Source organism: Bacillus sp. V59.32b, from assembly GCF_003429085.1.
Classification (GTDB): domain Bacteria; phylum Bacillota; class Bacilli; order Bacillales; family DSM-1321; genus Peribacillus.
Window position 1 is genome coordinate 1 of the sequence record NZ_QVTC01000072.1, and the last position, 20,122, is coordinate 20,122.

Sequence of the window (20,122 nt, forward strand, 5' to 3'; positions counted from 1 at the left end):
TCATCATCCATGAATAGGCACCGCACGAGAAAATGCGTATGCATTTTCGAGGAGTCTCGTATATCCTCGCCAATCAACTTTGTTGCAAAATTAACTGAGATATTATGTTAATCAATTTAAATCACCAGTTATGGTGAAGAGCCAATCATATTAGTGATTACCATAAATTGGATTTATCAGAATATCGCTATTTATAAGGCTTTTCCACTATATATCCATATTTCGACAAAATAGGAATTGTAAATGGGAATTTTATAATTTATAATTTTAAGAAAATATTCACTTTTCAAAAATAGGAGGTCAACATGAAGTTATATATCTCAGCAGATATGGAGGGAATCACAGGACTGGTTGACCATACGCATGTAGACTCAGGAAAACACAATTATGAACGTGGGCGCATCATTATGACAGATGAAGTCAATCACGTTATTACCTCCGCCATAGATGAGGGGTGCAGGGAAGTAATAGTGAATGACAGCCACTCCAAGATGAATAACCTGTTGATTGAAAGGCTTCATCCGGAAACCCAGTTGATTACAGGAGATGTGAAACCATTCTCAATGGTGCAGGGCCTTGATGAATCTTTTACAGGAGCTATGTTTGTCGGGTACCATGCACGAGCTGCTTTAAAAGGTGTTATGTCCCACTCGATGATTTTCGGTGCTCGAAATATGTACATAAATGATGTTGCCGTAGGGGAACTCGGTTTTAATGCTTATGTTGCCGGTTATTATGATGTTCCCTTGTTAATGGTTGCCGGTGATGATCGAGCTGCTTATGAAGCAGAACAGCTTATTCCCAATATAACGACCGCTATTGTGAAGGAATCCATCTCCCGGTCAGCAGCCAAATCCTTAACACCTGCAAAAGCAGGACAATTGCTTCGCGAACAAACTGCAATTGCTCTTCTAAATAAAAATAATGTGAAACCACTCACACCGCCTGATCGCCCTATGCTTGGAATAGAGTTTACGAACTATGGCGAAGCGGAGTGGGCAAACTTGATGCCGGGAACGGAGATGGTGGCTGATAGTACAATTGTACAATTCCAGGCTAAGGATATTTTAGAAGCTTACCAGGCAATGCTCGTTATGACAGAGCTTGCCATGCGAACTACATTCTGTTAGGGAGTGCGGATATGAATACATACATTATCAAACGTCTCGCGGCCATGATTGCTACATTGTGGCTTATTGTTACCCTCACCTTTTTCCTGATGCATTCCATTCCCGGATCACCTTTTAACGAAGAGAGAACGACAAGTGAAGCAGTTCAAAAGAATCTCGAAGCCTTTTATCATTTGGATGAACCTCTTCTGGTGCAATATGGAAGCTATTTAAAGTCACTGCTTACCCTGGATTTTGGGCCGTCCATCAAAAATTCCTCCCAAACAGTCAACGATATGCTCGGAAGGGGTTTCCCAATTTCCTTTGAATTAGGGATGTGGACATTAATTGTTGCGATTATCTCCGGCATCACTCTTGGAGTAATAGCTGCACTCCGCCACAACGGTATTGTTGATTATCTTGCGATGGCGATTGCCGTTATCGGAATATCAATTCCTAACTTTGTAATGGCGACTTTACTGATTCAGCAATTAGCTGTTAAATGGGCTATCTTTCCGGTTGCAACCTGGTCAAGCCCCATGCACATGGTTTTGCCGATTTTAGCGCTAGCAACCGGGCCGATGGCAATTATCGCTCGTCTTACAAGGGCAAGCATGCTTGAAGTTTTGACACAGGACTACATAAGGACAGCAAAGGCGAAAGGATTATCGCCATTTAAAATTGTTGTGAAACACGCGCTGAGAAATGCCCTTTTGCCAGTCGTAACGGTGTTGGGTACTTTAGCAGCGAGCATATTGACAGGAACCTTTGTAATTGAAAAGATATTCGCCATTCCCGGGATGGGGAAGTATTTCGTTGACAGCATCTCCAATCGCGATTACCCGGTTATCATGGGTACGACTGTGTTCTACAGTTCCATTCTGATTGTCATGCTTTTCCTAGTTGATTTAGTATACGGAATATTGGATCCGAGAATTAAACTGCATCAGAAGGAGGGAAAATAGTGGAGCTTCGCAAACAGCATGAATCAAGTATTTCTCCAGACGTTCCTGATGAATGGTTTGTACCCAAGCCTAAGAACAGTAAAGAAGCAGAAGCTGTTGTTAGACCAAGTCTCTCGTACTGGCAGGATTCGTGGCGGCGCCTTTTGAAGAATAAACTGGCAATCGGAGGGCTGGTTTTTCTAGTCTTGATCGTGTTTATGGCCATTTTCGGGCCGCTTATTTCACCTCATACCCTCGATCAGGAGCTGACAAAGCAGAACTTGCCACCTTCGGGTGAATACTGGTTCGGTACAGATGATCTGGGCCGCGATGTATTTACGAGAACATGGCATGGCGCGAGGATTTCCTTATTTGTCGGTGCGGCTGCGGCGTTGATTGACTTCATCATAGGGGTTATATACGGTGGCATCGCAGGCTACAAGGGCGGCAGGGCAGATAATATTATGATGCGGATTGTTGAAGTGCTGTACGGACTGCCTTATCTCCTTGTTGTTATTTTATTGATGGTAGTAATGGGACCGGGCCTATCAACGATTATTGTTGCCTTGTCTGTTACAGGGTGGATTGGAATGGCACGGATTGTCAGGGGCCAGGTTTTGCAAATTAAAAACTATGAATTTGTGCTTGCTTCAAAAACGTTCGGGACAAAAACAGGACGCATTCTTAGAAAGAACCTGTTGCCTAACACAATGGGGCCGATCATTGTTCAAATGACTCTGACCGTTCCTACTGCGATATTTGCAGAAGCATTTTTAAGTTTCTTAGGATTAGGCATTCAGCCTCCGCATACAAGCTGGGGAATGATGGCCAATGATGGTTTGTCTACGATTCTATCAGGCCATTGGTGGCGTCTATTCTTCCCTGCGTTTTTCATTTCAGCAACGATGTTTGCCTTTAACGTATTGGGAGATGGCCTGCAGGATGCTCTTGATCCAAAGCTGAGGAGGTAGCATCATGGAAAAAGTACTGGAAGTTAATGACCTTCATGTTTCATTTGCGACATATGGCGGAGAAGTAAAGGCAGTCCGCGGGGTTAGCTTTGAATTGTACAAGGGGGAAACCTTGGCGATTGTTGGTGAATCAGGCTGCGGCAAAAGTGTGACCACTCAAAGCATCATGGGACTTATTCCTAATCCGCCAGGCAAAATTACTGGAGGAGAAATCCTCTTTAAGGGTAAAGACTTAACTCAATTAAAAGAATCCGAGCTTCGCAAACTCCGCGGTGCTGATATTTCAATGATATTCCAAGATCCGATGACTGCATTGAATCCTACTCTTACGGTTGGTGAACAAATTATGGAAGGCATTATGCAGCATGAAAAAATATCGCGGGCTGAAGCAAAGCAAAAGACGATTGATATGCTTCATTTAGTAGGCATTCCGGATCCGGAATCACGTCTTAAGCAATACCCGCATCAATTTAGCGGCGGAATGCGCCAGAGAATTGTGATTGCAATGGCTCTAGTCTGTGAGCCTGAGGTCTTAATTGCTGATGAACCGACAACTGCACTTGATGTAACGATTCAAGCTCAAATATTGGAGCTATTCAATGATATTCAGCAAAAAACGGGAGTTTCAATTATTCTGATCACCCATGATTTGGGTGTTGTAGCCAAGGTGGCTGACCGTGTTGCGGTCATGTATGCCGGTAAAATCGTCGAGGCTGGAAATAGGAGAGATATTTTTTATAATCAACAGCATCCCTATACAAAAGGATTACTGAATTCCGTGCCACGCCTTGATATGGAAGATGCAGAGCTGCTGCCGATTAACGGTTCACCTCCTGACTTATTTTCTCCACCGGCAGGCTGTCCGTTTGCTGCCCGCTGCGAGCATGCAATGGAAGTATGCGACCGTGTTTATCCGTATAAGACATATGTGAACAATGAGCATGATGTCGATTGCTGGCTGCAAGATGAAAGGGCAAAAACACTTCTGGCAGTAAAGTAGGAAATGTAATGATAATGGTGTTAGCAATAGTCGGTAAATCTTGTCCGTAGTCCAGCTAAAGCGGATTGTTGACAGTTTATAACAATAGAAAAAATGAGGGGGAAGAAAATGAAAAAGCTAGGTACATTATTAATGGTTTCAATCGTTGTATTTATTTTGGCAGCCTGTACGGCGAGCAATGAAGCAGGCAGTGAAAAGGATAATGGCGGTGAAGGGAAAAAAGAAAAGGTATTATATTTAAAGAATAATACCGAACCTACTTCATTGGACCCGTCCATCGGATTTGATGCTGTTTCATGGGATCCTTTGAATAATATCATGGAAGGCTTGATACGCTTAAACAAAGATCACGAACCCGAAGCCGCTACAGCGGAAAAGTGGGAAGTATCAGAAGATGAAAAAACCTATACCTTTACCATTCGTAAAGATGCAAAATGGTCTAATGGAGATGACTTAACGGCCAATGATTTTGTTTTTGCATGGAAACGCTTGTTAGATCCTAACACCGGGTCTTCTGCTTCATTCCTCGGATATTTTATCGAAGGCGGGGAAGCATTCAATTCGGGTAAAGGAAAAGCTGAAGATGTAAAGGTTAAAGCTGTTGATGAGAAAACGTTTGAAGTAACTTTAACTAGTCCACAGGAGTATTTCCTAAGCGTAATTTCCAATCCGGCCTTTTTCCCAATCAATGAGAAGGTTGCAACGGAAAATCCGAAATGGTTCGCGGAGGCTGAGTCTTTTGTTGGCAACGGTCCATTTACATTGGCAGAATGGGCACATGACGACCAGATTCTGATGGAAAAAAGCGATACGTATTGGGATGCTAAAAGCGTGAAGCTCGATAAAGTTCACTGGGCCATCATCGATGATACAAATACGCAATATCAAATGTTCCAAAAAGGGGACCTTGATGTCTCAGATGTCCCTGCAGATATGAGTGAAAAACTTTTCAAAGAAGATAAAGTTTTGGTGGAAGATCAGGCCGGTCAATACTTCTATCGATTAAATGTTAACAAAGAACCTTTCCAAAATGCGAACATCCGTAAAGCATTCGCCTTGGCAGCAGATCAAAAGGAAATGGTTGACTTTGTAACAAAAAGACAACAAAAACCGGCATATGGTTTTGTTTCATACGGATTTGAAGATCCTTCTGGAAAAGACTTCCGTGAAGTAAGCGGTGACCTGATTAAAACAGATGTAGAACAAGCGAAAGAATTGCTGAAAAAAGGAATGGAAGAGGAAGGCTATAAAGAACTTCCGGAAGTAACCTTAACATACAGCACGGATGATGTTCATAAAAAAATGGCAGAAGCCATGCAACAAATGTATAAAAAGAACTTAGATGTAGATGTTAAATTGGCAAATATGGAAGCAAACGCGTTTGCTACAGAACAAAAAGCGTTGAAGTTCCAATTTTCCCGCAGTTCGTTCCTTGCAGACTATGCTGACCCGATCAACTTCCTGGAAAATTTCCAAACTGGCCACTCTATGAACCGCACAGGCTGGAGCAATGCGAAATATGACCAGTTGATTAAAGAGGCAAAAAATGAAGCGAATGAAGAAAAACGGTTTGAAAAGATGTATGAAGCTGAAAAGATTTTGTTCGAGGAAACGCCAATTGTTCCCATTCATTTTTACAACCACGTTCAGTTGCAAAATGATGATGTGAACGGAATTGTCCGTCACCCGGTTGGTTATATCGAATTGAAGTGGGCAGATAAAAAATAATTAATCTTATACCAATTCCTCGATAAAGTTTTACAGCATGGGTTTTCTTTGGATGCGTTGCCTCCAAAGCTGCTTAGAGGGAAGTCGAAAAACTTTAGGTTCATTTAAGTTTTTTGAAAAAACTAGAGAAGGGGTGTTCGTTTGAACATCCCTTTTTGAATAGAAGCATATAGTGATAACAAGTTGTAAAGAAATACTATTAATCTGAAAATTAAGCTTTTAGAGGTGTTGGTGCAATGTCTCGCCAATTTGGGCATACATAAAGATAAAGGATGAGAAAGAATGAAACTAGCAAAAATGGAAACCTTCCGAGTAGCGGTACCGCTTATTAAACCATTTAAAACAGCGCTTCGAACCGTTGAAACAGCAGAGTCAGTTTTTGTGAAAGTCACCTGTGATAACGGCATTATCGGCTGGGGAGAGGCTCCCCCGACCATTGTCATCACCGGTGACAGCATACTTAGCATTGAATCCGCCATACACAATGTGTTGAAGCCCGCTTTGCTTAGTAAAAGCCTGCTAAGCTACGAAACCATTTTCCAGGAAATGAAAACGATATTGATTGGAAATTCAAGCGCGAAAGCAGCAGTAGACATGGCCATCTATGACTGTCTCGCGCAGTATTGCAAGCTGCCGCTCTATCAATTTCTTGGTGGCCATAAAAGTGAACTGGAAACGGATTTTACCGTAAGTGTAAACGGACCTGAGGAAATGGGTGAGGATGCCGAATCCTATGTAAAGCAAGGCTTCAATGTTCTGAAAGTAAAAGTCGGCAAAGATGATATTTCAACTGATCTCGAAAGGATAGAGGAGATTAGGAAGCGCGTCGGCTATAATGTGAAGATTCGATTGGATGCAAATCAGGGATGGAATCCAAAGGATGCTGTACGGGCAATTCGCAAAATGGAGGATAACGGTTTACAGATCGAATTAGTTGAGCAGCCGGTCAAAGCTGATGATATTGCCGGGCTAAAGCAAGTAACCGACTCTGTGGATACATTAATTATGGCGGACGAAAGTATTTTCACCCCCAAGCAGGCCTATCAGGTTTTAAAAACACGAAGTGCCGATTTAATCAATATAAAGCTGATGAAGGCAGGAGGCATCTACCAGGCCCAGATCATTAATCAACTGGCTGAGGTCTGCGGTGTGGAATGCATGGTTGGCAGCATGATTGAGACCCGCCTTGGCATTACGGCGGCCGCTCACTTTGCGGCAAGCAAAAAGAACATTACCCGATTTGATTTCGATGCGCCACTTATGCTCGCCAAGGAAATCGTTGAAGGCGGAATTACGTATAATGGCAGGAAAATAACCCTTCCAAATGGGTATGGATTAGGACTCGACCACGTAGATATAGAAAGGGGGGCTTAAGGTGGGGTTCCATCAGAAAACGGTAGTAAACGTTGCGGTGGCAACTTTATGGACAACATATAAATCGTCCAGGGCAATTGATGCAGATGCCACTTCATTCCCGGCGCAAATAGATAGCTGGCTCAGCAAATTAACCTATGAAACTCGTATAGAACTTTGTAATGCGAATTTGGTCCAATCACAAGTGTTGTTCGGACAGGAAGTAATCATCACCGATGAACAAAATGGCTGGGCCAAGATTTTCGTGCCGGAACAGCCTTCAGGCAAAGACACCCGAGGATATCCGGGGTGGATCCCTAAAGCGCAGCTTGCTGAAGGTGTTGAATGGGATATAAGTGAGGGTTCGATCGCAACTGTAATAAGCAAGAGAGCGATGCTTTATTCCGAAAATGGGTCACCGTTATTTGAATTAAGCTATCAAACGATATTGCCAGTTATTGCTGAAAAAGCTGATGCTGTGATTGTGAAATTACCAGAAGGCACTGGTTATTTAAAAACAGCAGACGTAGCTATTTCTCTATCTTGGGATGATAGGCCGAAGGGAAGCGGAAAGGATATTATTGCCGAGGGAGAAAGGTTCCTTGGCCTTCCATACTTATGGGGCGGTATGAGTTCATTTGGTTTTGACTGCTCAGGGTTCAGCTATACGTTGTGCCGGGCAATAGGATACCTCATTCCGCGCGATGCCGGAGATCAGGCCGCGGCAGGGAAAAATGTGGAGTTGGATGCAATCCAACCAGGCGATTTATTATTTTTTGCCTATGAAGAAGGTAAAGGAAGCATTCATCATGTAGGTATTTATTATGGGGATGGAAAGCTTTTGCATTCTCCAAAAACAGGGAAACATGTCGAAATTATCGAATTGGCAGGTACTACTTACGAAAAAGAACTTTGTTCAGCGAGCCGTTATGGGCAAGAGACGGAGGAGTAAAACATGAATAGGGAAGTTCTATTAACAGTTAATGATTTGAAAAAATATTTTACCATTGGAAAAAATGAAACACTAAAAGCAGTAGACGGAATCTCTTTTCATGTCAATAAAGGTGAAACCTTTGGCATTGTAGGCGAATCCGGTTGTGGTAAATCTACAGCAGGCCGAACCATTATCGGGTTGTATGACCGCAGCGGCGGAGAGGTTATTTTTAACGGGCAGGATGTCCACAACATGAATGAGAAGGAGAAGTTTGACTATCATCGAAGCATGCAAATGATTTTCCAGGATCCGTATGCTTCATTAAATCCGCGTTCGACCGTCCATGAGATCATTTCTGAGCCGATGGAGGTACACAGGCTGTATCCAAATAAACAAGAGAGACTAGAGCGGGTTTATCAATTGTTAGAGGATGTCGGGTTAAACCGGGATCATGCGAACAGGTATCCACATGAATTCTCTGGAGGACAACGGCAGAGGATCGGTATTGCCCGGGCACTTGCGTTAGACCCGGAGTTTATAATCGCAGATGAACCGATTTCGGCACTGGATGTGTCTGTACAGGCCCAGGTCGTTAATTTGCTAAAACGTCTTCAAAAGGAAAAGGGCTTGACTTATTTATTCATCGCTCATGATCTTTCTATGGTAAAACAAATCAGTAACCGCATTGCTGTAATGTATTTAGGACATATCGTCGAGTTAACGACAAGTAAAGAACTATATAATCATCCGCTTCACCCATATACACAGGCTTTATTATCAGCGATTCCGATTCCAGACCCGGATGTGGAAGATGTGCGTGAACGGATCATCTTAAAAGGTGAGCTGCCAAGCCCGGTAAATCCGCCGAGCGGATGTGTATTCAGAACGAGATGTCCGTATGTGATGGAAGCATGCGCCACACATAAGCCCCAGTGGCAGGAAGTTGAAGAGAACCATTTCGTTGCTTGCCATTTGTATAACAAAAAGCTGATAGGTGACCATGATTTCTCCCAAGTGGCGGCAACGAAATAGAGGGGAAGTGGAAAATGGAATGGATTGCTTTGGAAGAATCGATCATGCAGTTGAAAAATCATGCTGACGGCAGGATCGGTTTACACATCGAAATAGATGGTAAAGTCATAGAAAGTGACGGTCAAGAAATCTTTCAATCTGCAAGTCTAATTAAAATTCCTATTTTAATAGAAGCATTCCGCCAAAGTGAAGAAAAACGAATTTATTTGAATCAGCCTGTTACCATACCGATGACTGAGAGGGTAGGGGGATCAGGAGTCATATATGCTTTAACGGATAAGGTATTTATGACGATAGGAGATATCATCACTTTAATGATTATTGTTTCGGATAACACGGCAACGAACCTATTGATTAGTTTCTTGGGCCAGGATGAAATTAACAGGTGTATCAAAGATTTAGGTTTGGATAAGACGGTTTTAAACCGAAGGATGATGGACTTTGAAGCAATAAATCAAGGCAGGGACAATCTAACCACTGCCACTGATATGCTTGTTTGCCTAAAAGCGATAAAAGAGGAGACCTTTCTTTCGTCAAAGAGCAATGAACAGATACTATCAATTATGAGAAAACAGCAAATGACCGACAAACTTCCGGCCCTTATGGATCCTGAAAAAGTATCCGTAGCAAACAAAACAGGCAGCTTGCCGGGCATTGTCCACGATTGTGCAATCATTACGTATGGTGAAAAAACAGCATATGTTGCCGTACTAACGAGTGTCTCCTCAGAGGAAGAAGGAAGGCAAGTGCTTGCCAAGATTGGCAAGCTCGTTTATGAATACTTAGCGCAATAGTAAAAGACGTAAATTAAAGATCATGCTCAAGAAGAAAAAAGCATGATCTTTTTTAGTCATTCAGTAAGCTCGGCAGTACTAATGTTATTTCAATTCCAAGCTTTTGTTTAACATATTCTCCAATTTCATCGATAGCCTCCCGAACCAGTCTGTCTATAATAGCAATTAAAAATAGCCTTGTTGACACAAGGCAAAGGGGTTATTTCCATTTGTATGATTGGTAGATTGATCCTTGTTTATACTTTAGCTTTTCGTCATGAAAAACATCGTCGTATAAATGATCCCAATAGCTATGGCTGTAGCGATTACGGTTTTTTCCTTTCTTGTGCGAAAGCCGATTAGATTCATTTTTCTCATATATTCACCCTTTTCTCCGTTTATTTATCATATTCGCATTATAGACGGAGTGTATGGACAGGTTTCCTACTAGAAAAAATAAAAAGATCATGCTCATTATAAGCATGATCTTTAACATATATTTTTTAAAACGCCCAGTCACCTTTACGGAAGATAGCCTCAGTGCTGCCGTCTTCTTTAATTCCGTCGATATCCATTTGAGAAGATCCAATCATGAAATCAACGTGGGTGATGCTTTCATTAAGTCCGTTCTTTGCGAGCTCTTCAGGGGACATCTTTTTTCCTCCTTCAAGGCAGAAGGCATAAGCGCTGCCAATCGCCAGGTGGTTAGAAGCATTTTCATCGAACAATGTGTTAAAGAAAAGGACGTTTGATTGTGAAATGGGTGAGTTGAATGGAACGAGCGCGACTTCGCCTAGATAGTGAGAGCCTTCATCTGTTTCCACTAATTGCTTTAAAATTGCTTCGCCTTCTTCTGCTTTCACTTCGACAATTCGGCCTTCCTTAAATGTAATCGAAAACTTATCAATGATGTTTCCGCCGTAGCTTAAGGGCTTCGTGCTGGAAACCGTGCCATTTACTCCTGTTTTTAAAGGAACCGTGAAAACTTCTTCTGTAGGCATATTTGCCATGAACGCATGTCCCTGTTCGTTAATGCTGCCTGCACCAACCCATAGGTGTTGCTCAGGAAGCTCGATTGTAAGGTCCGTCCCGGAAGCTTTGTAATGAAGCTTTTTATAGCGTTTGCCGTTTAAATAATCGACTTTTTCATGAAGAGACTCGTCGTGTTTTTTCCAGGAGGCAACCGGATTTTCCGTGTCTATGCGGGTCGCTTTAAAGATAGCATCCCATAGCTTATGTACTCTTTCTTCTGCAGCAGCATCAGGGAATACCATGTCTGCCCAGGCTTGGGATGGAACCGCAACAATTGACCAGCTGAACTTATCGGCTTGCATGTACTGACGGAATTGTTTAAGCGCCGTGCCTGATGCTTTTTGGAAATTGGCGATCCGCTCCGGCCTCACACCTTTCAACAGGTCAGGAGGGGATGAAATCACTGATAAATAAGCAGCACCCTTTTCTGCCCATTCAATCATTTCCTTGGCGCGATGCTCTGGATATTCCGTGAAGACTTCATCCGGTGCCAGATCATATTTAATACGGTTAACGGTATCATCCGTCCAGTTAACGATTACATTACGCGCACCGATTTCATAAGCTTTCTTAACGATCAGCCTGACAAGCGCCGCACCTTCCAAAGCTGTATTTATTACAAGTGTTTGCCCTTTTTGGACATTAACGCCAACCTTGACGGCTAGCTCTGCGTACTTTTCTAAATTTCCTTGAAAATTACTCATACATTACTCTCCTTTACCAGAATCTTCATTTACATTGTAGCGATTTTACCGCAAAAAAGATAGAATTTAAAACGAAAACTGCCTATCCAATTTGGACAGGCAGTTTTTGTTTATCTTACACCTTTCATATAACCCTGAATTTTCGGAGAAAGCATGAAAAGAACGAATCCAAGCAAAATGGATATGCTACCGATCACTCCAAAGTACAGGATTTCTGAGTCCGGATTAAATAATCGGACAACCTGGGCATTAATCGCCTGTGCCGCCGCGTTTGATAAAAACCAGAGACTCATCGTCTGAGCGGAGAAGGCTGCCGGTGCGAGTTTCGTCGTGGCCGAAAGTCCGACAGGGGACAGACATAACTCACCCAAAACCACGAGGAAGAAGCTGAGTACCAGCCATAACGGGTTCACCAATGTATCGGTCCCGTTTAGATAAGCAGGGAAAATCATCACAAGGAACGAAAGTCCCGCGAAAAATAATCCGAATGCAAACTTTTTCGATGTGGAAGGCTGTCTGTTCCCAAGCTTGACCCAAAACCAGGCAAAAACAGGCGCAAGCATGACGATGAATAGCGGATTCAACGATTGAAACCATGCAGGTTGAATCTGGATGCCCGCAAAGTTAAGCTGTGTCCGCTGGTCAGCATACGTCGCTAATATATTAGAGCCCTGTTCCTGGATGGCCCAGAACATGACAGCTGCGATGAACAGCGGGATGTACGCGATCAGCCGTGAGCGCTCAACCTCTGTGGTTTTCGGACTACGGTACATAAAGATAAAATAAAGGGTTGGAATTAATACCCCAAATAAAGTAACGAGTAAAATAAAGCGTTCGATCGTCAGATACCCAGCCGGAATCGTGATAGCAGCCAAGACGGCGATTATAAGTGCTCCGATCCCGATTCTGGTGAATACTTTGGACCTTTCATCCTTGGACAAAGGATTGGGTACATAGGAACCGGCAAGTCCCAGGTTTTTCTTTTTCGTCAGAAGAAACGTGACAAGGCCGAAGAACATACCGATAGCCGCAATACCAAAGCCGAGATGATAATTATATTCCTGTCCGATCGTTCCGACAATCAACGGCGCCAGAAAACCGCCCAAGTTGATCCCCATATAGAAAATACTGAATCCAGAATCACGCCGTGGATCTTCCTCACTATACATTTCACCGACAACACTTGAAACATTCGGTTTGAGTAGACCTGTACCGATGACAATCAAAGCCATGGAAGAAAATAATGTTGTAATACCGCCCGGCAGTGCGAGGATGATGTGTCCAAACATGATCAAGACCCCGCCGTAAAAAACAGTCCGGGTCGTCCCGAGTAATCTATCCGCTATCCAACCTCCGATAATCCCGGACATATAAACGAGCGATCCGTAGACGGACATAATCGAATTGGCTGTAGTTTGGTCTAAGCCCAGTCCTCCCTCGGAAATCTTATCATACATGTAATAAATCAGAATGGCGCGCATTCCATAATAAGAAAAACGTTCCCAGAATTCAGTAAAGAACAGGGTAAATAACCCTTTGGGATGTCCAAAAAAGCCTGTCTGAGGCACACTTTGAACAATTACGTCCTTATTTCTTGTCTGCATCCTAAATCCTCCTTTTAAAAATTGTAAGAATAATTCAAATGATATAAGGAACAATTATTTTACTATAACACTTTTGGTTTTGTATTAAAAGTTTCTCGCTTATTAACAGAGAATTTTGAAAAATAATCATGAATTGAAGAAAGATATGAATATTAATTGGAGGTAGAGGAGTCGATTAGGTGAGCGTAAAAAGCAGGGAGAGGAAGATTAAAAAAACCAACCCCTTATTTTTTAAAGGTGTTGGTATCATGATTATATTTTATTTTAAATGGGACTCAATTTCCTGTATTAGTTTTTCTGCACCCTCTGGACTAAGTCGAAGCTGCCCTTTGGCTACAGCAAAATTCCGATCTGATATTTCGCCTGTAATCACACATGAATTACTAGCTTTATATTTTTGAAGAATAATCATGTCACCATCAGTGAAGATTTCTAACCCATCTCTTTCATTAATATTAAAATTTCTCCGAATTTCTTTAGGGATTACAACTCTTCCTAAATTATCCAAGTTTCTTACTACACCGGTAGCGCGCATATACATTTTCCCTCCATACATTTATAATTAAATATTACCATATTGTAAAAATAATTAACAGTTTTGTAAATTAATATGAGTTATTTGTTTTCTGCTTTGAATGCTTTATTTTTAAATTTTTAAAAATTTTTCAAGATAATGGTAACGGTGTATAAAGCAAAAGGGTTTGTAAAACCTTGAGTTGGGAAACAAAATCATAATGATGGATAGAATAATAGAATCAATTTGATGAATGGGAAGATAACTTAGAAAAAGGCATCCGAATAAATCGGATGCCTTAGGTATAGAATATTTCAAAACTTCTATTTTAAGATATCGTGATCAACATAACGCTCGCCATTCAGTTCACTGATTACATTGATCGCTACTTTGGCTCCGTCTCCTGCGGTGATAATGGTGTGCATACTGACACCCGCGCAGGTTCCAGCAGCCCAGACACCCTCGATGTTCGTTTTTCCGACGGTATCGCAGTCAACGATTGTCTTAATTCTTGGCTCTGTGCCAGGCTTGGTATTAATACCAGCCTTTTCGGCGAGTTCAACTACCATACCGGTGGCCAAGATAATGTGCTTTGCTTCGTATTCGCCGTTCTCCGTTTCAATTTTGAAGCCATCATTGGATTTTTCAAAATTGACCGTTTTTGTTTGGACAAGTTCCGCTCCGAATTTTTTGGCCTGGTTCTTACCAATTTCAACGAGATCGGGTCCGCTGATTTCATTCACGCCATAATGGTTTTGAAGCCATGCCCTTTTTGTAATGCTTTGGTCACTGTCTAACAGTAAAGTCTTTTTCCCGGCCTTTGCCGCAAAAAGTGCAGCGCTTCCGCCTGCCGGTCCAGCTCCGATTATCGCGATATCATACATAGGAAAAATCCTCCTTTTCAATATTCGACTTAATTTTATCAATAAGGAGGAAATTTCACTACTTAAAAGAACTGAAATCCGAATGTTTAATTGAATGAATTTATTGTTATCAAGGTTGTTTCTTTGTATGGTCATCTGAAGGAAACAAAAATAGAGGAAGGGTATAAAAGATATGCAAAGCGAAAAAGGTTTAGTTATGATTTTCCTGCGGCCGCAAACTGAGTAAAAATGTTGTTTTATTCATTATCAAATTTATGAATTTTTACGTTCAGGTAAATGGTCATCCAGGATACAATTACAAATATAATCGTTCCTGTGACGGAGTTTGAAAACGGGAATAGCAAAAATTCCATAATGGTTCACCACCTCAGATCTTCATTTTTATTTGCAGGGAAACCAGATTTTTATATCGTAATAAGATATACTTCATATGTAAATTATATCGTGTTAAGATATATTTATCAATAGGAAAGAAGGCGAATTTTTGGATTCACTTTTGTCAAAAGACGTTTATGAATACCTTGGAGAATTTAGATATCAACTAAGAAAGTTTCAAAAATTCAGTGATTCTGCAGCTCAAAAACACGGCGTCACCCCTCAGCAACATCAATTATTATTGGCTATTAAAGGGTTCCCGGGCCGTGATTGCGCTACTCCTAGAGAGTTAGCGGAGCGTCTGCAAATTACTCATCATGCATGTGTAGGTTTAATAGACCGCTCTGAACAGCTTGAACTGGTTTCCCGAAGACAGAATCCAGAGGATGGCCGTAGTGTATTAATTGAAGTCACTTCTCAAGGAAGTGAAATACTGGAGAAATTGTCGGAGATTCATTTGGAGGAAATAAAAAGAATTGGTTTGTTCAAGGAATTAGGAGAATTTTAGCTTCCATGTGGTTAGTTTCAAATTATCGAATGTCGTTAGCAGGGGAGTTAGCAAACATTAAGCCGTCGTCTTTCTTCTTTTTAGGAACTTGGCTGGATCGGGCAAACCGGACAAAGGAAACTTAAGATACTCGATTATGAAGCCATCCTCGAAGCTGCAAGAGAATAATTTAACCAACCCTCCGATTAAAACTTGATCGTATATCAGTTTTTGATTGGAGGGTGTTTACCTTTCATTCCGAGTTCATCGTTTCCACATCTTTAATCTGGATCAATAGGCAGGATAGGGTTACATATCTATGTGCGGCTTAGAGAGTTGATTTTGACTTGACCGTCTATTTATTAGCTTATACCTTTTCTGAAAATCCCTACACATTAGATTTTTTCAAATAGAATATACTACGGAAGCAGGGCCAACCGGAACGTTTGACATATAAGATTTTTAAAGTTTAATCTGGACTATGAAATGACCTATAAAAAAAGAGAGAGGAATGATAGTAAATGGATCTTGAGCTGAAAAATAAAACAGCACTTGTTACAGGCGGCAGTAAGGGAATTGGAAAAGGTATTGCCCTGGCGTTTGCGAAAGAAGGAGCCAACGTTGTCATCTGTGGACGGGGTGCAGAAGCATTGGAGGAAACTAAAAAGGAGATAGAAAAAAACGGTGGAAATGTACTTGCCGTTCAGGCTGATTTATCCAAGCAGGAAGATGTGGATCATCTTGTTTCATCAGCTATTGATCGTTATCAAACCATTGATATTCTTGTTAATAATGCGGGAATAGCCAGTGGGTTTGATGATTTTGAATCCTTGGAAATAGAGGACTGGCAGCATCTCTTTGATATAAATCTTTTTGGCACAGTGCGTGTCACCAAAGCGGTAATCCCTTTTATGAAAAAAGCAGAATATGGTCGGATCATTAATATTTCTTCTGAATCCGGAGTCCAACCGGACCCATTTATGCCACATTATAACGCTTCGAAAGCAGCCCTGATCAATTTCACGAAAAGCTTATCAAAAGCATATGCAAAACAGGGGATATTAGTTAATACTGTATCGCCGGCATTTATCATGACACCGATGTTGGAGAACCTTTTGAAAGGCAACGCCGAAAAGCAAAATATCAGCTACGACGAAGCCATTCAGCAATTTCTTAAAGAGAATCGCCCTCATGTAGAAGTGAAACGTCCAGGTACGGTTGAAGAAGTTGCTGCCGCTGTTTTATTCTTAGCTTCAAGCAACGCGGGCTTTATTAACGGAGTGAATTTACGTGTTGATGGCGGGTCAGTAGCAACCCAATAAAACAAGGTATTTAACAGCCCCTTCATGAGATTTTAACTTTCAATTCTCCTTCGCTAAAGGAATGCTGTCTATGATTGCCAATAAAAAAGCCGTATCCCCGAGAAAGGGGAACGGCTTTCGATTTGATTTTATTTATCAAGATTTACCCATACGCTTTTCACTTCGGTATAGTTGTTCAAAGCGTAGGAGCCCATTTCACGTCCCATACCTGAGGATTTATAACCGCCGAATGGAGAGGCTGCGTCAAAGGCATTATAGCAGTTTACCCATACCGTGCCGGCACGAAGCTTGCTTGCAACATAATGGGCATTGGATAAATCGCGCGTCCATAGGCCGGCAGCAAGGCCGTATTCATTCTCATTTGCACGTTTAATGACCTCGTCAAGATCCTCAAAAGGCATGGCCGCGATAACCGGACCGAAAATTTCTTCACGGGCGATCGCCATTTCATCTTTGACCGCGGCAAAGATGGTAGGGGATACAAAGTATCCATCGTCCTGTGGCTTTCCACCGCCGACCAGCACTTCAGCACCTTCGTTCAAGCCTTTTTCAATATATCCGAGAACTCTGTTTTGCTGCTCCTGGGATACCAATGGCCCGATTTGCGTTTCAGGGTTCAGCCCGGCACCTTGTTTGATATCTTTTGCATGGGATACCATGTCGGCTACTACATTATCATAATGTTTCTTTTGGATGAATACGCGTGAACCCGCACAGCAGACCTGACCTTGATTGAACATGACGCCGTTCAAAGCACCTGGAATAGCCTTCGAGAAATCGGCATCAGGCAGAATGATGTTAGGTGATTTACCACCAAGCTCAAGGGTCACCCGCTTTAATGAGTTGGCTGCCGTCTTCATGATATGCTTACCGACGGCAGTGGAACCCGTGAAGGCAATTTTATCAACTAAAGGATTGTTAATCAGCGCTTCTCCGGCCGTTTCGCCGAATCCTGGAACGATGTTGATGACACCTGCAGGAAATCCTGCTTCTTCTATTAATTCTGCCAAATAAAGAGCAGACATCGGTGTTTGCTCCGCAGGCTTCAATACAACGGTACAACCGGTAGCCAGAGCTGCACCGAGCTTCCACATCGCCATCAGCAGCGGGAAGTTCCATGGGATGATCTGTCCGACAACTCCGACAGCTTCGTGTCTAGTATAATTAAAAAAATTACCGTTAACCGGTATCGTTTGTCCGACAATTTTTGTGGACCAGCCGGCATAATACCTCATATGTTCAATCGCTAGAGGGATGTCTGCATTGGTTGTTTCGCCAATCGGCTTCCCGTTGTCTAACGTTTCTAATTGTGCTAATTCTTCTTTATGCTCCTCCATTAAATCGGCGAGTTTATACATAAGCCGGCTTCTCTCGGCAGCGCTCATTTTGGACCATGGACCCTCATCAAAAGCCCGCCGTGCTGCTTTGGCGGCTAATTCGATATCAGCTTGATCGGCTTCGTACACTTCGGCCAACGTTTCACCTGTAGCTGGATTAGGAGTAGTAAAGGTTTTTCCTGAGGCACTTTCGATAAACTGCCCATTAATATAGAGTTTTTTGGGCCCTTGTAAAAACTGCTGTAATTTTTTGTTGATTTCCAATGTAAGATTTGTCATGAATACCCTCCTTGAATTTTGGTAATGGTATTGAGCAAACCAAGATGCAAAACTACCTTTCTGAAAACGCTTTCAATCACCTAAACTATCATATCGCGAATAGTTCAAATTTTCAATAAATAAAAGCCGACAGATTTTGTGAGGAAACGACAAGTTTAAGAAAGTAAGGAGATGACTCGTTTTATTTAAGGTAATAGGAAGTAGGGGTCTCCCTAGCAAACGCAAGATGTTTGTTACCTGAATATTTTTATAGTAGAAAGCAGAAATAATAGGTAAAATAGGAAAGAATTGATTAACTTTATTGAGGTTTGCTTTAGGAGGATGTTATGGGAAAGAAAAATAAATCAGTTTCAGAACGAAAATTGCTTGGCATTGCAGGCATGGGCTGGATGTTTGATGCCATGGATGTCGGCATGCTTTCGTTTATTGTTGTTGCCCTTGCACAGGAATGGAATCTCTCACCCCAGGAGATAGGATGGATAGGGAGTGTTAACTCAATTGGAATGGCCGTTGGAGCGTTTGTGTTTGGAATACTTGCTGACCGCATTGGCAGGAAATCAGTTTTCATGATCACTCTCTTGTTATTTTCCATTGGCAGCGGTGTTTCTGCACTCGTAAGCTCACTTGTTCTATTTTTGATTCTGCGGTTTATAATTGGGATGGGGCTCGGTGGCGAACTACCTGTCGCTTCAACACTCGTATCGGAAAGTGTCCCGGCTGAAAAACGGGGTAGAGTGGTTGTTCTATTAGAAAGCTTTTGGGCAGGCGGCTGGTTAATTGCTGCTTTAATCTCTTATTTTGTCATTCCGGAGTTTGGTTGGAGGATCGCTTTAGTACTGAGCGCGCTGCCTGCTTTCTATGCCCTTTATCTGAGACTTAACTTACCTGATTCGCCAAAATATCTTTCACAGCAAAAACAAGAGAAACCGACGATATGGCAAAATATCAAAAGGGTGTGGGCGAAGAAGTACCGGAGGCAAACGATCACGCTGTGGATCCTCTGGTTTTGCGTCGTTTTTTCCTATTATGGCATGTTTCTGTGGCTCCCAAGCGTTATGACAATGAAGGGGTTTAGCATGATTAAGAGTTTTCAATATGTACTGATCATGACTCTTGCCCAGCTGCCGGGCTATTTTACAGCCGCATGGTTTATTGAAAAAATGGGCAGAAAGTTTGTTCTTGTTACATATTTAATTGGTACAGCGCTGAGTGCCTATTTCTTTGGAAATGCTGAAGACTTGTCTTGGTTAATTATTTCCGGGATTTTCCTTTCTTTCTTTAATCTTGGCGCATGGGGTGCATTATATGCGTACACCCCGGAACAATATCCGACTTCAATCCGGGGCTCGGGAGCTGGCATGGCCGCTGCTATAGGTCGTGTAGGTGGAGTGCTTGGGCCGCTGTTAGTTGGCTATATGGTGACGCAAAAGTCATCGATTACAACTATCTTTACTATTTTTACGATTTCCGTTTTAATTGGAGCGTTTGTCGTGTGGTTCTTCGGTAAAGAGACGAAAAATACTGAGCTTGCGGAATAATTAAGAACAGGCAGTCCCATTGGTGACTGCCTGTTTTAGTATCTGGGACTAATCGAGCACAAATCCGGTTCATCGAGCACAAATCCGGATTATCGAGCACAATTCCGGTTCATCGAGCACAAATCTGGATTATCGAGCACAAATCCGGTTCATCGAGCACAAATCTGGATTATCGAGCACAAATCCGGTTCATCGAGCACAA

The 20,122-nt window shown here is 42.1% G+C and carries 17 protein-coding genes; 12 read left to right on the forward strand and 5 right to left on the reverse strand.

Translation table 11 applies throughout. The annotated features are described in order from the left end of the window. Window positions 1-305 precede the first annotated feature (305 nt). The 9 genes from D0463_RS15560 (at window position 306) to D0463_RS15600 (ending at window position 9,865) form a co-directional block, all read left to right on the forward strand. A complete protein-coding gene (locus D0463_RS15560; RefSeq protein WP_117308299.1) occupies window positions 306-1,130 on the forward strand; it encodes a M55 family metallopeptidase in 825 nt (274 codons plus the stop codon). Between the two features lie 11 nt (window positions 1,131-1,141). Beyond that, window positions 1,142-2,074: an ABC transporter permease gene (locus tag D0463_RS15565; protein WP_117308300.1), complete on the forward strand. Its 933-nt coding sequence runs from the start codon at window positions 1,142-1,144 to the stop codon at window positions 2,072-2,074. After that, window positions 2,074-3,024 (forward strand): ABC transporter permease, encoded by a 951-nt coding sequence (locus D0463_RS15570; protein WP_117308301.1) that lies wholly within the window; start codon window positions 2,074-2,076, stop codon window positions 3,022-3,024. Before D0463_RS15565 ends, D0463_RS15570 begins: the two co-directional genes overlap by 1 nt. A gap of 4 nt (window positions 3,025-3,028) precedes the next feature. After that, entirely contained in the window at window positions 3,029-4,024 is a 996-nt protein-coding gene (locus tag D0463_RS15575) for an ABC transporter ATP-binding protein (protein WP_117308302.1), read from the forward strand. A gap of 108 nt (window positions 4,025-4,132) precedes the next feature. Continuing rightward, window positions 4,133-5,752: a peptide ABC transporter substrate-binding protein gene (locus tag D0463_RS15580; protein WP_117308303.1), complete on the forward strand. Its 1,620-nt coding sequence runs from the start codon at window positions 4,133-4,135 to the stop codon at window positions 5,750-5,752. 282 nt (window positions 5,753-6,034) lie between these two features. Continuing rightward, window positions 6,035-7,126: a mandelate racemase/muconate lactonizing enzyme family protein gene (locus tag D0463_RS15585; RefSeq protein WP_117308304.1), complete on the forward strand. Its 1,092-nt coding sequence runs from the start codon at window positions 6,035-6,037 to the stop codon at window positions 7,124-7,126. Window position 7,127: 1 nt separating this feature from the next. Next, window positions 7,128-8,057 carry a C40 family peptidase gene (locus tag D0463_RS15590; protein WP_117308305.1) on the forward strand — a complete coding sequence of 310 codons (930 nt, stop codon included), beginning with the start codon at window positions 7,128-7,130 and terminating at the stop codon, window positions 8,055-8,057. A gap of 3 nt (window positions 8,058-8,060) precedes the next feature. Further along, window positions 8,061-9,071 (forward strand): ABC transporter ATP-binding protein, encoded by a 1,011-nt coding sequence (locus D0463_RS15595; RefSeq protein ID WP_117308306.1) that lies wholly within the window; start codon window positions 8,061-8,063, stop codon window positions 9,069-9,071. Window positions 9,072-9,085: 14 nt separating this feature from the next. Then, a complete protein-coding gene (locus D0463_RS15600) occupies window positions 9,086-9,865 on the forward strand; it encodes a serine hydrolase (RefSeq protein ID WP_117308307.1) in 780 nt (259 codons plus the stop codon). A gap of 482 nt (window positions 9,866-10,347) precedes the next feature. On the opposite strand, the gene D0463_RS15605 is transcribed toward D0463_RS15600, so the two are convergent. The 4 genes from D0463_RS15605 to D0463_RS15620 all read right to left on the reverse strand — a co-directional run bounded on the left by D0463_RS15605 (window position 10,348) and on the right by D0463_RS15620 (window position 14,582). Further along, window positions 10,348-11,580 carry an aminopeptidase gene (locus tag D0463_RS15605; protein WP_117308308.1) on the reverse strand — a complete coding sequence of 411 codons (1,233 nt, stop codon included), beginning with the start codon at window positions 11,578-11,580 and terminating at the stop codon, window positions 10,348-10,350. A gap of 110 nt (window positions 11,581-11,690) precedes the next feature. Then, window positions 11,691-13,184 carry a peptide MFS transporter gene (locus tag D0463_RS15610; protein WP_117308309.1) on the reverse strand — a complete coding sequence of 498 codons (1,494 nt, stop codon included), beginning with the start codon at window positions 13,182-13,184 and terminating at the stop codon, window positions 11,691-11,693. Between the two features lie 259 nt (window positions 13,185-13,443). After that, window positions 13,444-13,719 carry an AbrB/MazE/SpoVT family DNA-binding domain-containing protein gene (locus tag D0463_RS15615; RefSeq protein ID WP_117308310.1) on the reverse strand — a complete coding sequence of 92 codons (276 nt, stop codon included), beginning with the start codon at window positions 13,717-13,719 and terminating at the stop codon, window positions 13,444-13,446. 302 nt (window positions 13,720-14,021) lie between these two features. Then, window positions 14,022-14,582 (reverse strand): FAD-dependent oxidoreductase, encoded by a 561-nt coding sequence (locus D0463_RS15620; protein WP_117308311.1) that lies wholly within the window; start codon window positions 14,580-14,582, stop codon window positions 14,022-14,024. A gap of 484 nt (window positions 14,583-15,066) precedes the next feature. On the opposite strand from D0463_RS15620, the gene D0463_RS15625 reads away from it, so the two are divergent. Together D0463_RS15625 and D0463_RS15630 are read left to right on the forward strand one after the other, a co-directional pair. After that, window positions 15,067-15,465 carry a MarR family winged helix-turn-helix transcriptional regulator gene (locus tag D0463_RS15625; protein ID WP_117308312.1) on the forward strand — a complete coding sequence of 133 codons (399 nt, stop codon included), beginning with the start codon at window positions 15,067-15,069 and terminating at the stop codon, window positions 15,463-15,465. A gap of 500 nt (window positions 15,466-15,965) precedes the next feature. Next, complete coding sequence (locus D0463_RS15630) at window positions 15,966-16,766, forward strand: SDR family NAD(P)-dependent oxidoreductase (RefSeq protein ID WP_117308313.1); 801 nt, start codon at window positions 15,966-15,968, stop codon at window positions 16,764-16,766. Window positions 16,767-16,894: 128 nt separating this feature from the next. Here the strand turns inward: D0463_RS15630 and D0463_RS15635 are convergent, their stop codons facing one another. Next, the gene (locus D0463_RS15635) at window positions 16,895-18,382 is read right to left on the reverse strand and encodes an aldehyde dehydrogenase family protein (protein ID WP_117308314.1); all 1,488 of its coding nucleotides are present in this window, start codon (window positions 18,380-18,382) and stop codon (window positions 16,895-16,897) included. Between the two features lie 326 nt (window positions 18,383-18,708). Here D0463_RS15635 and D0463_RS15640 point away from each other — a divergent pair, with 326 nt between their 5' ends. After that, window positions 18,709-19,920: an MFS transporter gene (locus D0463_RS15640; protein ID WP_117308315.1), complete on the forward strand. Its 1,212-nt coding sequence runs from the start codon at window positions 18,709-18,711 to the stop codon at window positions 19,918-19,920. Window positions 19,921-20,122: the final 202 nt, after the last annotated feature.